The sequence below is a fragment of the Bacillota bacterium genome, from assembly GCA_012518215.1.
Classification (GTDB): Bacteria; Bacillota; Dethiobacteria; order DTU022; family PWGO01; genus JAAYSV01.
Map to the genome: position 1 here is coordinate 141559 of JAAYSV010000008.1, position 13659 is coordinate 155217.

At 54.1% G+C, this 13659-nt stretch carries 12 protein-coding genes; all 12 read right to left on the reverse strand.

Going from position 1 to position 13659, the window contains the following annotated elements; translation table 11 throughout:
- Window positions 1–102: 102 nt before the first annotated feature.
- The 12 genes from GX364_01910 to hisA all read right to left on the reverse strand — a co-directional run bounded on the left by GX364_01910 (window position 103) and on the right by hisA (window position 13646).
- Entirely contained in the window at window positions 103–552 is a 450-nt protein-coding gene (locus GX364_01910) for a D-tyrosyl-tRNA(Tyr) deacylase (protein ID NLI69609.1), read from the reverse strand.
- An 18-nt stretch (window positions 553–570) separates the two neighbouring features.
- Window positions 571–2667, reverse strand: coding sequence for a bifunctional (p)ppGpp synthetase/guanosine-3',5'-bis(diphosphate) 3'-pyrophosphohydrolase (locus tag GX364_01915; protein ID NLI69610.1), 2097 nt, complete (start codon window positions 2665–2667; stop codon window positions 571–573).
- An 89-nt stretch (window positions 2668–2756) separates the two neighbouring features.
- Window positions 2757–5204 (reverse strand): single-stranded-DNA-specific exonuclease RecJ, encoded by a 2448-nt coding sequence (recJ, locus tag GX364_01920; GenBank protein ID NLI69611.1) that lies wholly within the window; start codon window positions 5202–5204, stop codon window positions 2757–2759.
- Between the two features lie 33 nt (window positions 5205–5237).
- A complete protein-coding gene (gene secF, locus GX364_01925) occupies window positions 5238–6179 on the reverse strand; it encodes a protein translocase subunit SecF (protein NLI69612.1) in 942 nt (313 codons plus the stop codon).
- The gene (gene secD / locus GX364_01930; protein NLI69613.1) at window positions 6176–7402 is read right to left on the reverse strand and encodes a protein translocase subunit SecD; all 1227 of its coding nucleotides are present in this window, start codon (window positions 7400–7402) and stop codon (window positions 6176–6178) included. The genes secF and secD overlap by 4 nt, the downstream gene beginning before the upstream one ends.
- 50 nt (window positions 7403–7452) lie before the next feature.
- Entirely contained in the window at window positions 7453–8112 is a 660-nt protein-coding gene (locus GX364_01935; protein NLI69614.1) for an HD domain-containing protein, read from the reverse strand.
- A 98-nt stretch (window positions 8113–8210) separates the two neighbouring features.
- Window positions 8211–9314: a 3-dehydroquinate synthase gene (gene aroB / locus GX364_01940; GenBank protein ID NLI69615.1), complete on the reverse strand. Its 1104-nt coding sequence runs from the start codon at window positions 9312–9314 to the stop codon at window positions 8211–8213.
- Between the two features lie 34 nt (window positions 9315–9348).
- Window positions 9349–10545: a chorismate synthase gene (aroC, locus tag GX364_01945; GenBank protein NLI69616.1), complete on the reverse strand. Its 1197-nt coding sequence runs from the start codon at window positions 10543–10545 to the stop codon at window positions 9349–9351.
- Window positions 10546–10707: 162 nt separating this feature from the next.
- Window positions 10708–11517, reverse strand: coding sequence for a histidinol-phosphatase HisJ family protein (locus GX364_01950; protein NLI69617.1), 810 nt, complete (start codon window positions 11515–11517; stop codon window positions 10708–10710).
- Window positions 11501–12157, reverse strand: a complete 657-nt coding sequence (locus GX364_01955; GenBank protein NLI69618.1) for a bifunctional phosphoribosyl-AMP cyclohydrolase/phosphoribosyl-ATP diphosphatase HisIE — start codon at window positions 12155–12157, stop codon at window positions 11501–11503. The genes GX364_01950 and GX364_01955 overlap by 17 nt, the downstream gene beginning before the upstream one ends.
- Window positions 12157–12906 carry an imidazole glycerol phosphate synthase subunit HisF gene (gene hisF, locus GX364_01960; protein NLI69619.1) on the reverse strand — a complete coding sequence of 250 codons (750 nt, stop codon included), beginning with the start codon at window positions 12904–12906 and terminating at the stop codon, window positions 12157–12159. The genes GX364_01955 and hisF overlap by 1 nt, the downstream gene beginning before the upstream one ends.
- A gap of 11 nt (window positions 12907–12917) precedes the next feature.
- Complete coding sequence (gene hisA, locus GX364_01965) at window positions 12918–13646, reverse strand: 1-(5-phosphoribosyl)-5-[(5-phosphoribosylamino)methylideneamino]imidazole-4-carboxamide isomerase (protein NLI69620.1); 729 nt, start codon at window positions 13644–13646, stop codon at window positions 12918–12920.
- Window positions 13647–13659: the final 13 nt, after the last annotated feature.

Here is a 13659-nt window from a genome sequence, read left to right on the forward strand (position 1 = left end):
TGTTCCCAGGGGGATCGCCGCCGGCAACGGTTTTACCCGGAAAGGATAGCCGCAATCCCTTCCAGTATGTCTGCTACAGGTTTCCTGTGTCTTCGAGGCTGATCAGAATAACTTTTTGCTGTCCAGCATGATCGTTACCGGGCCGTCATTTTCCATCTCCACCTGCATCATGGCACCGAATTGACCTGTTTCCACGTGCAGCCCTCTTTCCTTCAGTGCGGAACAAAAATCGAGATAAAGCCCGGCGGCCACCTCCGGCCTTGCTGCTGCGGTGAAGCTGGGCCGATTTCCCTTCCGGCAATCACCAAAAAGGGTAAATTGCGAGATGCAGAGCAGGCTTCCACCGGTCTCCCTGATGGAACGATTCATCTTGCCGCTCTCATCTTCAAAGATGCGCAGTGACTGTATCTTGTCGGCCAGGTATCTGATATCATCGGGTCCATCTCCTGCTGCCACGCCAATAAAGATGACCATACCCTTGCCGATCTTCCCCAGGATGCGGGTATCAACCCTGACCCGTGCATGGGTAACCCTCTGCACTATGACTCTCATCTCCGGTTTTCCCCTTTGCTAGGTAGATGTATGACGGCGGACGGAAATAACGTCCTCGACCTTCTTGATGTTGTTTATGATTTGCTGGAGATGATCGTGGTCCTTTACCATCATAACCAGATTTATGGTCGATATGAAATTTCTGTCCGTCCTGCCTTCCACGGCCGTGATGTTTATTTTTTTCTCGCTGATCGCGGAGACGATATCGGAAAGAAGCCTGGGCCTGTCTGAAGCAGAAATTTCTATCTCCACCGGATAAAGGGTATCGGGATCATCCAGCCATGAAGCGTCCACGAGCCGCTCGGGGGCAATCTTGTCACCCCTGATATTTATGCAGTCCTTGCGATGGACCGATATCCCCCGACCCATGGTGACTACCCCCTGGATCTCGTCGCCGGGGACCGGGTTGCAACAACGGGCAAAGCGGGTAAGGATATTGTCCAGGCCATGTATACATACCCCCTTGTCTCCCTGAAGAGCCTTCCCCGTTTTTTTCCCGAATTCCGGCAAAACCAGCTTCTCCTCGGAACCGTATTTCTTCGCGTATTCTTCTTTCAGACGGCCGATAACCTGGTTTGTGCTGACACCCCCGTAGCCCACCGCCGCATACAGATCATCGGCATTGTGGATATTGAAACGGTTGCCCACGGCCTCGATGAGGCTATCTTTCAACAAATAGGAAGGGTTGGTTCCCTGACGCCGGAGCCCCTTCTCCAGAAGTTCCCTTCCCTTCTCGATGTTCTCCTCCCGGCGCTCTTTCTTGAACCAGGCCCGGATACGGCTCCTGGCCGTGGAAGTCTTTACCATCTTCAGCCAATCCCGGCTCGGGGACCCCTGTTTGCTGGTGATTATCTCCACGATATCGCCGGTCTTGAGGACATAATCAAGGGGTACAAGCCTGCCGCTGACCCGACAACCGACACACCTGTTGCCAATGTCGGTATGAATACGGTAGGCAAAATCAAGGGGTATGGCCCCCGAAGGCAGATCGATAACGTCCCCCCTGGGAGTGAAAACAAAAACTTCGTCCGTGAAAAGATCCAGTTTGATGTTTTCTACAAATTCCAGGGCATCTCGTGAATCCTGCTGCCATTCCAGGAGTTGCCGCAACCAGGACAATTTTTTGATGAATTCCTGATCTTCCCCTTTGTGTTTTTCCTTGTAGTACCAGTGGGCAGCAATCCCGTATTCGGCAGTACGGTGCATGTCCCAGGTACGTATCTGGATCTCGATCAACTCGTTTTCTGCCCCCACCACCGTGGTGTGAAGGGACTGATACATGTTGGGCTTGGGCATGGCGATAAAATCCTTGAATCTTCCCGGTATCGGCCTCCAGATGGTATGCACCACGCCGAGGGCACCGTAGCAATCTTTCACAGTGTCAACGATGATCCTTATGGCCGTGAGGTCGTAAATTTCCGACAACTTCTTGTTCTGCTGCTTCATCTTCATGTAGATGCTGAAAAGGTGTTTGGGACGGCCCTGTATCTCGGAAGGGATGCTGACTCTTTCCAGATTGGATTGCAGCACCTTGATCGCCTTGTTGATAAAATCTTCCCTCTCCTGGCGTTTCTTGGCCAGTTTATCCACGAGATCGTAATATTTCTCCTGCTGCAGGTAGCGGAAAGCAAGGTCCTCCATCTCACCCTTTATCTTGTAAATCCCCAGCCGGTGGGCCAGGGGGGCATATATATCAAGCGTCTCCCGGGCGATCTCCTTCTGCTTGTCGGCATGCAGGTGGCGAAGAGTTCTGAGATTGTGGGTGCGGTCTGCCAGCTTGATCAGGATAACCCGTATGTCCTGGGCCATGGCCAGAAACATCTTGCGCAACGTTTCTGCCTGCTGTTCTTCCTTGGTTTTGAATTCCAGCCGGCTCAGCTTGGTAACCCCATCGACGAGGAGTCCGATCTCCGAACCGAACTCTTTCTCCAGGGCCTCGATCGTAACTTCGGTATCCTCGACCACATCATGAAGAATTCCGGCCACGATGGTCACGGGGTCAAGTTCCAGTTCTGCCAGTATCATGGCTACACCCAGGGGGTGCACGATATATGATTCCCCGGACACCCGTTTCTGCCCGGAATGAGCCTGCAGGGCAAAATTGTATGCCTTCATTATTTCCTTCCAGGCATCAGAATCGGGATAGTGGGTATCTATGATTTTTTTCAGCTCTTCAAGTTCCTTCTCTTTTACAGCCAACCCTGTTACCCCACCTGTTCTTTTTTCCGTTTTATCCCTTCCATGTAGGCACACAGATCCTGCGGGCCGCTTTCCAGAAGGAATTTCTGGTAAGCCAGGGATTCCTCTTTCAGCTCTGAACCCTGGCGGTAGATGGCCGAATCTGCCAGTTTTTCACTGATCGCCTCTCCGGAGCCGACAGCAAAACCTCCCGCGGGGTTTTTCTCTATAACTCCTATTTCCGCCAGTATGTCCGTACATCGATCCTGCATCGCCCGGGTCATCGACCCTGCCGGGAATCTTTCACGGAGCTCATCCCATTTTTCGGGAGAAAAGACGCGATTTTTCCCCGCCAGCGCCAACATCAGCGCGTGGAATTCTTCCACCTGCCCGGCAGTGGGAATCGCCGCCCTGACAATCCTGTCATTGAACTCCCTGTCCTTTTCATGGAACAGGAGATGAACCTTGAGGCCACCGGAAGCGGACACCACCACCCGTTCCATGATATCGGGCAACATGGGAAGATGATAGAAAACAATCTCACCACCGTGGCCCCGGAAATCATCCTCCGTGAACCGGGAACGGATAAACCTTGTCCCTGCCGGCAGTTCCAGCTTGTTCCGTATACGAGAATATTGCCTCTCGTTGCCGACATAGATCAGGGGTTTCACACAATGTTCCAGCAACCCTTCCAGGCAAGAAATCCTGTCGCCGTGAAGGCGGTAGTCAAACAATTCGATGCCGCCTTCGCAAACATCGGCCCGTGCACCTGTGTGGGCAATATCCTTGATTTCCATATCCAGGACAGGGCGATCACGCCACCATCCGTGTTTCAATGTAACAGCTATGTCGACTTTCTGGCCAGGGGCAATCTTGTCTTTGTACCTGTCGGCAAAGAAATAGATCGGATCGATATGTACGTCATTTTTGAACAAATTCAATTTCAGATGGTTCCCGCCCCTGCCGACCATCCGCAGCCGATTTACTTCCCACCCCTTTGTGCCAAAGCAAGGATATTCATTTCCTTCCCCGAAAGGGGCCAGTTTTTCCAGCTGCCCGGCCAGTTCCATATCGATTTCCGGCCCGGCCAACTCCCCATCAAGTTCAAGACTGGGGATCATCTCCTTCAGTTCCCGTTTCCGGACTGCAGCCGACAGCCGCTCCCTCAATTTTTCAATGTTGGCACGCCTGATCGTCAACCCCGCCGCCTGCCCATGACCGCCGTAGCTTTCAAGCAACGGGCTGAATTTTCCCAGAGCCTTCGTGATATCAAAACCGGGGATACTGCGCGCCGAACCCCTGGCCCTGTCGCCGTCGATGCTCAGCAGCACCGCGGGCAGATTGTACTCGTCCACCAGTTTCGAAGCGACAATACCGATTACTCCGTGAGGCCATCCTTCCTTTTCCAGAAGAATGATATCTTCCGGACTGCCGCCGTAAAGATCGTCAATCATCTGCCGGGTTTCACCATTTACAGCATCGGCAAGGTTGCGGCGCTTCTCGTTCTCTCCGACCAGGAAAAGAGCGGTTTCCTTCGCCTCCCCCGCCTGATGATGGAGCAACAGTTCTACCGCCGGATCTGCCGTTCCCAGGCGGCCGGCAGCATTCAAAATCGGTGCCAGCACGAAAGCCAGTTCCCTGGTGGTTATTATTTTATCGTCGAGGTCGGTGGCCTCGATCAATGCTTTCAAACCCGGCCACGGGTTGGCATTTACCTTTTCCAGCCCATGAAAGGTCAGCACCCGGTTCTCGTCAATCAGTGGTACAATGTCGGCCACCGTCCCCAGGGCTACGAGATCGAGATATTCATGTGTCTCGAGGTTCTCGCCCATCCTCTCCTCGAGGGCACAGAGAAGTTTGAAAGCCACCCCCACCCCCGCCAATGATTTCCAGGGGTAGGAACAGCCCTCCTGCAGGGGGTTGACCAGCGCTGCCGCCCCCTCCAGTTTCGGGCCCATCTGGTAATGGTGGTCCGTGATGACAACATCCACCCCCATGCTGTGGCCGAAAAGCACTTCCTCCCTGGCGTTCACCCCGCAGTCAACGGTAACGATAAGCGTGTAACCTTTTTCATGGTAATCCTCGATCACTTCTTTCTGCAACCCGTAGCCTTCCTGAAAACGGCTGGGCAGAAAATAACTCACACATGCTCCGAGGCTTTTCAGTGCGGTGACCAGCAATGCCGTCGCCGTGATCCCATCAACATCATAATCGCCATAGATAAGAATTTTTTCATGTTTTTCCAGTGCCTGCAGAAGTCGATTCACGGCCGCATCCATCCCCTTCATCTCCCAGGGAGAGTAAAGGGCATCGAGTGAAGGGCTCAAAAAATACCGGGCTTCCGCGGCCGAAGTTACACCGCGGTTGACCAGGACGCCGGCGACAGAAGGAAGGATACTCAGTTCCCGGCTCAGTTCCTCAACCAGGCCGGATTGAAACCGGGGATATCTCCATGATCTGGCTCCCGCATACAAGCATGATTCCCCCTCAGCAACGTCGATATCTGGCTAGCGCCTGGCTTTGGCCAGGCGTTGAAATTCTTTCTCTTTCATCGCCAGCCACAGCGGACTGGCCAGAAAAAGTGAAGAACAGGTTCCAATGATGACCCCCGTGGCAGTAGCCACCACAAAGACAATCAGGTCATGGCTTCCAACAAAGAGGATAAACCCGACCAGCAGCGCTATCAAGGCCAGCAAGGTGGTCAGGGAGGTGTTGATCGAACGGGCCATGTTCTGCCTGATACTCTGATCAACCATGGCCGGGTAATCCTGCCTCTTCCTGTGCTTGATATTTTCCCTGATACGGTCGAAGATGACGATCGTATCGTTGATCGAATACCCGATGATGGTCAGCAGGGCGGCTATGAATGTGAAATTGACCTCCATCTGCAAAATCGAGAACAACCCGACCACAAACAGAACATCGAAAGCCAGCGCGGCCATGGAGGCAATGGCAAACTTGAGTTCAAAACGGATGGTGATATAGATAACCATTCCCACCAGGCCCAGGCCCAGGGCGATCGCCGACCATCTTTTCTGCTCTTTTCCCACCGCGGCGCCGACACTCTCCACGCGCTTGTCTTCACGATCAAGATCGGGCCAGCGGTCATAGAAAGCGCCAAGCAGATCGTCCCTGGTTTCCTCCGGTAGCAGGGCTGTCTTGATCAGCACCCCTTCATCGGCAAGCCCCCCCCCTGCTTCCCCGGTTCTAACTTTCTGGATGGCCGCTCCTTCCAGTCCAAATTCAGCCAGTATCTCCTTCACCTCTTCAATTTTGAAATCTTCCCCCGGATTCAACTGGATGACCGTTCCCCCGGTGAAATCTATACCCAGATTCAATCCCAGGCTACCCCAACCTTTTACAGCCATGTGATAAGTCAGGGAAGCCAGCACCAGAAGAATCAATGCACCGGAAATGATGAAGATCGTTTTGCGATGCCTGGTAATCATGACATTTTCACCCCCAGGGAAGAAGCTGTGCCAAGAATCCTGCTGCGGAAAGCCAGTCTCAACAGCAGGCGGGTAATGACCACGGAAGTCAACATGCTGCAGATGATCCCGATGATCAGCGTGACCGAAAAACCCCTTACCGCCCCGGAAGAAAATGCAAACAGGATGACGGCAGCGATGACGGTGGTCACGTTGGCATCAAGGACCGTGCGGAAAGCACGCTCAAACCCCGATTCCAGGGATGAAAGCATCCCCTTGCCCCCCCTGAATTCCTCCCTGATCCGCTCGAAGATGATCACGTTGGCATCCACCGCCATGCCGATGGAGAGGATGAAACCGGCGATCCCCGGCAGGGTCAGGGTAGCCTTCAGCAGTATAAGGCAACCGATCACCAGCCCCAGATAGAAAGTCAGCGCCACACCGGCCATCAGGCCGGGAACACGGTAATAGATCAACATGAACAGGAATATGGCCAGAAACCCGAAAGCCACCGTCCAGAGCCCGATTTCCTCCGTACGTTCCCCCAGGGTAGGCCCCACAAGACGGAACTCCTGTTCCTTCAATGTTACGGGGAGGGAACCGCTACGTAGCATCAAGGCCAGATAAGCCGCCTCATCCGCGGTACGGGAACCGGTGATAAGTGCATTGCCATCCTCGATAACCGCCTGGACCGTGGGTGCAGAAAGAACGTCCTCATCCAGGAAAATGATGATCGGCTGCCCAAAAAATTCCTTTGTTGCCGCTGCAAATACAGCGGCCCCTTCCGCATCAAGTTCTATGGCCACCTGGGGTTCCATCGTGTGCGGATCCCTGACCACCCGCGCATCCTTGAGATGGGCTCCCGTCAATATCTCTTTTTCATCGGGACCGACAAATTTGAGCTGCGCCGTCCGCCCAATGGCATCGCGAGCCTGCACCTCGTCCTCGTAGCCGGGCAATTCCACCCGGATACGCCGTTCCCCCTGCTTCTGAACCAGGGGTTCAACCACGCCCAGCTCATCAATCCGGCGCTGTATAATGGCTATGGCACGTTCGATGGCCTCCGCATCCACTTTCTGCCCCTCGGATTCAACCGCTTCGAGCAGGATATAGATGCCTCCGCCAATATCCAGCCCGCGGTTGATATTCCTGTCAGCCTGTGAAAAAATGCCGACGGTAGCACCAATCAGGCCAAGGCAGATGAGAAACAAGATGGCGGTTCTTTTCAAATCAAGTTTTTTCATTCTGTTTACCTTCTTTGCACTTGTCTTCATTATTGTATTGTATGCCCGGATCACAACAGCTGGGCTCCATTGATAATCAGGTTGAAACAGGTATCAAGAAAGGTAGCCGCTCTTCTGCACATTACCATCCTTGTCAGGAAAATCTCGAAATATTCCATCACATGGCTTATCTCCTGGTCGATGCTCAACTGCAGGGTGATGATCTTCTCTTCCCTGTTGATGAGCAGGCGAGATTCATCAACCGCGTAGTTGACTCGATCATGGATATCATAGGTTGAAATATCCGGATTGCGCACCCTGCTGCGATGGACATCCGACTTGTCGGAGAGGATCAGAGCAGCCGATACCCTGTTGACCACCCGGCCCTCGGGTTCATCGTGGTTGCCTATCGCAGCAACGACTTCCGCCACTTCTTCCGGGGGCATCCCCATCGATTGTAAAATATCCAGGGCGATGATCGCCCCTGCCCGGGCATGGCCTCCCCGGCCCACGACATTGCCGATATCGTGGAGATATCCGGAAATGGCGGCAAGCTCCGCTTCCCGGGTGGAAAAATTCAGATCGAGCATTATTTTCCTTGCCACCCGGGCTACCAGTTCCGTATGCCTGAAACCATGTTCGGTAAAGCCAAGTTGTCCAAGATACTGGTCCGCTTTCTCGATAAAGACTCGCACCCGGTGGTCCTGTCGTACATCATCCAGCAGGATCATCTACGGCCTCCTTCAAGAAACATCCCCTTTATTTTAACGAAATTATGCGCAGGTAACAAGTGTTTATGAAAATTACCGCAGGAGCCTGTTCAACAACATCAGCCTCTTTCTCCCGAAATGTGGGAAGATATGATTTCCTCAACCATACCGGCGGGTGGTGCAGAATATATTACCGCCTCGCCGTGATCGACAGGAAGAACAAAGGCCACTGCCCCATCCTTGCGTTTTTTATCAAGGGCAATCTTCTCCATCACCCTGGCGGGGTCAAGTCCGGGAGGGGGTGTTTTGAAACCCACCGATTGCAACATCTTCCTTATCCTCCCGGCATAATTCCCATGGATGAGTTTGAGCCTTTCAGCCAGGGAGACAGCCATCCCCATCCCCAGCAAAACCGCTTCCCCGTGAAGATAATGACGGTAGGCGGTAGCCGCTTCCAGGGCATGGCCAAAAGTATGCCCCAGGTTCAATATCCTTCTGTAGCCCCCCTCTCGCTCATCCAACTCCACCACGGCAGCCTTGTTTCTGATAGATGAAGTGACGGCCGTCAGTATGCTTTCCCCGTCTCCATCAAGCAACGATGGCAGATTCTTCTCCAGCCAGAAAAAGAAATCCCCATCCCTGATCAGCGCATACTTGATCACTTCGGCCAGCCCGGCCCTGAATTCGCGCTCGGTCAACGTGTTCAACGTGGTGATATCGGCCCATACCTGCCGGGGCTGGTAAAAGGAACCGATCAGATTTTTTCCCCGGGGATGATTTATCCCCACCTTCCCCCCCACGCTGCTGTCAACCTGGGCCAACAACGATGTCGGAATCTGGATAAAGGGAACCCCCCGCAGGTAGGTGGAAGCCACGAACCCGGCCAGATCCCCGACCACTCCCCCTCCCAGGGCAATGAACGGTGAAAATCTGTCCAGGCCCGCCTCCACGGCCTGATCATAAAGAATCTGCACCACGGCCATGTTCTTGCTTGCTTCGCCCGGTTCCAGCACGGCGGTAAAAACTTCGAACCCGGCATCTTCGAGGGATTGACGGCATATCCCCCCGTAAAGGGGCATGACTTCCCCGTCCGAGATCAGCAACACCTTGCCACCGGCAGACACCTCCCCGAGTTCCCCACCTATCTTTGCCAGGATATTCCTGCCCACATGAATGGGATACGAACGTGGCCCCAGGTCAAGATTTATAGTGATCATGGCCATGAAAAATTTCCCCTTCGATATTCTTTGGTCCCATCTAGATGCCTTCAGGATAACGGGCGATCATATCGAGGTAAGCCCGGTACGATTCCTGCAATTCCCTGACTGTATCCCGCGAAAATGCCTCCAGCAGGACCGTTGCCAGTGTCCAGGCGACAATGGCCTCCCCCACCACGGAAGCGGCGGGAACCGCGCATACGTCCGATCGTTCCACGGCAGCTTCTGCCTTCTTGCCCGTGGAAAAATCTATGCTTTGAAGTGGTTTCATCAGGGTTGAGATAGGCTTCATGGCCACCCTGAAGATCAGGGCCTCCCCGTTGGAGACACCGCCCTCGATCCCGCCGGCCCTGTTTGTGGAACGGCATACTTTGCCTGAAGTGGTATAACTGAAAGGATCATGAACGGTGGAGCCCCTTCTGTCCGCAGCCTGGAATCCCATCCCTATTTCTACACCTTTGGCCCCTTGCAAGCTCATCAGTGCACCGGCCATCAGTGCATCAAGCCTTCGGTCCCAATGTGCATAACTTCCCAACCCCGGGGGAACACCGAGCACGATAACCTCGAAAACACCTCCCAGGGTATCTCCGGCTTCCCGCGCCTCATCGATCAGGTCCATCATCTTTTTTTCCGCATCCCGGTCAGCACAGCGCAGCGGTGAAGATTCGATTCCGGTATATATTTCCGTTTCCGCGATCCGTACACGATTGTCATCCTGCCCCGACAGAAACTCGCCGCCGACGATGCCGCCTATGGAAAGCACGTGGCTGTATATATCCATTCCCAATTCTTCCAGTATACGCCGTGCCACGCTGCCAACAGCAACTTTTATAGCTGTTTCACGAGCACTTGACCTCTCCAGAACATCGCGAAAATCACGGCGCAGGTATTTCAATCCACCCGAAAAATCGGCATGCCCCGGGCGGGGAGAAGTTACGGTCTTGAGATCCCGCGGCCTCCTTCCCTCCGGAACCATTGTCCTCTTCCAGTTCGCCGCATCCCGATTGTCAATCTTCAGCGTAAGCGGACTGCCGATCGTCTCGTTGAAACGCAAACCTGACAGAAACTTTACCCGGTCACTTTCTATCTTCATCCGCTCCCCCCGCCCGTAGCCATGTTGCCGCCGCCGCAGGTGAGCATTGACATATTCCGAAGTGATCACCAGCCCGGCCGGCAACCCCTCGATAATGGCCACCAGGCTGGACCCATGTGATTCTCCACCGCTGAGATAACGCATGGCCCGACTCTCCTTTCCCCGATGCCTGCCACTTTTATTCAAAAAATTTAGCGCCGGGCAAAGCCCGGCGTTGATATCCGGCCCTTCCCTCTCTCCGGCCGGAAAACATGGATTGCAAATCGCGCATCCGGCTGACAGCAGTATGGCCGTCGTCAGCCAGATTCATTCCAGGGGCTGCAAAACACCTTTTCTCCGGGAAAACACAACCGTCTCCCTGACCCCCATCTCGCGCAACATGTCCATCGCCAGCGGGAAATGCCTCCCCACATCTTCAGGAGTGTGGGCATCGGATCCAAGTACAATATTTACCCCCTCATCTATGCAGCGGGACAGGAGCGCGGGAGCGGGATAAAATTCCCCGGCCGGCATATCCAGCCCCGAGGTGTTAAGTTCCAGGCAGACCCCGGTTTCCCTCAACAGCTTTGCCAGTTTCTCGTACCATGGTTGCAAAAATTTTTCCGATGGTCGGTAATTGAACTTCTTGACCACATCTATATGACCGATGATATCGATAAGGCCGCTGCGACATGCCCCGCAAACGAGGGTAAAATACTGTTCATAGACCTCTTCTATGGGGCGCTTTTCAAATTCCCCGGCGGAATAGGGATGGGTAAAATCCCAGTCACCCATGAAATGCACCGAACCGATGATATAGTCAAACGGATAATCTTTCAGCACCGTGGCCAACTTCTCCATTTTTCCGGGAGCATAATCAAGTTCTATCCCCGTCTTTACCGTGATGCCCCCGGTTCGAGAAGCTTCCCGGACCATCCGGAAGTAAAGCTCCAGTTCATCCGCATCCATTGAAACCTTGGCTTTGGGTGTTATACCCATCAATTCCAATGGAAAATGATCGGCAATGCCGATCTCCTTCAACCCCTTTTTGAGAGCCACATCGACATAATCCCGGGGTTCCCCCAATGCGTGGCGGCACAGATAGGTATGCACGTGGTAATCAATCATGTTCATCACCTGCCCGTCTTCTCGCCAATTCTTCGAGAACCCGCGTGAAGGCCACCCCGCGAGATTCCAGCAACACCATCAGGTGAAACAGGAGGTCGGCAGCTTCCCGGACAACCGCCTCGTCAGTCTCATCCCCCATGCAAGCGATGATCGTCTCCAGGGCCTCCTCCCCCACCTTGCGCGAGATTGTTTTTATGCCGCCATCCTGCAGGGAGGCCACGTATGACCCTTCCGGCCGTAGAGCCAGACGCTCACGGATTACCCGGGCAAGTTCCGGCAGGACCGCAGCCACGTCGAACTTCCTGTTTTTGTTCTTTTCCTGCATGACGTTGAAAAAACAGGAGTAATGGCCGGTATGGCAGGCCACGCCCGTCTGCCTGACCTTGATCAACAGCGTGTCGGCATCACAATCGTATTTGACCGTATCCACCTCCTGGATATGCCCCGAGGTCTCCCCTTTCTGCCAGAAACACTGACGGCTGCGGCTCCAGAACCAGGTCTTTCCCGTTTCCAGTGTCCTCTGCAATGACTCCTCATTCATGTAGGCCAGCATCAACACCTCTTTGCTGTCCACATCCTGCACGATAGCCGGGATAAGACCGTCTTCGTTGTATCTCAGTTCTCCCGGTTTTTTTACCTGATCCTTCATCAATACACCTCGATCCCCCGATGTTGAAGAAATTCCTTGACCTCTCTTATTGAGAAAACCTGCCGGTGAAAGACCGATGCCGCCAGGACAGCATCGGCGCCTTCTTCCAGCGCCGCGGCAAAATGTTCCAGTTTTCCAGCCCCGCCGGAAGCGATTACAGGGATGGACAGTTTGCTGGACAGTGCGGAAATCATTTCCAGATCGTAACCATCCTTGCCCCCGTCACGGCCGATGGAAGTGAGCAAGACCTCACCCGCTCCCAGCTCCTGCGCCTCGACCGCCCAGGCAACGGCTCCCTTTCCTGTCGGACGCCTGCCACCGTGGGTGTAAACCTCCCAATCCTTCAAAAAATCATTCCATTGTGCATCGATAGCCAGGATGATCCTGTTGCCATAAATGCGGGCGGCCTCGCGGATCAGGGCGGGCCGTGCCACCGCGGGGGTATTGACCGAGAGCTTGTCCGCCCCTGCTTCAAAAAGTTTTTCCATGATTTTCAGGCTACTGATCCCCCCGCCCACACAGAAAGAAATATCAATCTCTCCCGCCACCCGCTTCACCAGATCGATGACCGTCTGGCGGCCCTCCTCGGAAGCGGATATATCCAGGAAAACAAGTTCGTCTGCACCTTCCCGTGCATAGAAACGGGCCATTTCTACCGGGTCGCCCACCTCCACCAGCCCGGTGAATGATTTGCCTTTTACAACCCTGCCGCCCTTTATATCCAGGCAGGGGATTATTCTCCTGGGCATGACGCTCACCTTCAAGTAATGTTTACCGCTGCAAAGGCATCCGCCAGGGTCAGCTGTCCGTCGTAGAGTGCCTTGCCGATGATGGCCCCCTTGATCTTGCCTTCTTGCAGTTCTTTCAATGCCACCAGATCCGCAACCCTGGTAACCCCCCCGGCGACGATGATCGACAGGCTCGTTGCGGAAGCCATCTTCTCCACCGCTTCCAGGTTGGGTCCCATCAAAGCCCCATCACGGTTGATATCCGTGTAGATGATCTCCCTGACCCCGTATTCTTCCATCTTCCGGGCCAGTTCCAGCGCATCCACCCTGGTATCTTCCTGCCAGCCTCTCACCGCCACCTTCCCCTCGCGGGCATCTATCCCCACCACGATCCGTTCGCCGTAGTTTTCCAGCAACTCTTTCAGCAATTCCGGGTTGGAGATGGCCATGGTGCCGACGATAACACGTGTAACTCCCAGCTCGAAAGCATCTTCAACTGCCTTGCGGTTGCGGATACCGCCGCCCAGTTGAAATGGCACCTTGACTCTTGCCGCAACACGCTCTATGGCCCTGGCATTTGCTGTTTGACCGCTGAAAGCACCGTCAAGGTCAATGATGTGCAGATAACGGGCCCCCAATTTCTCCCATTCCAGAGCCACGTTAACGGGGTCATCACTGTAAACAGTTTCCTTCCGGGGATCACCGCGCAGAAGTCGCACACAACACCCCCGCCGCAGATCAATAGCAGGTATGATCAACAAAATAAATCACCTC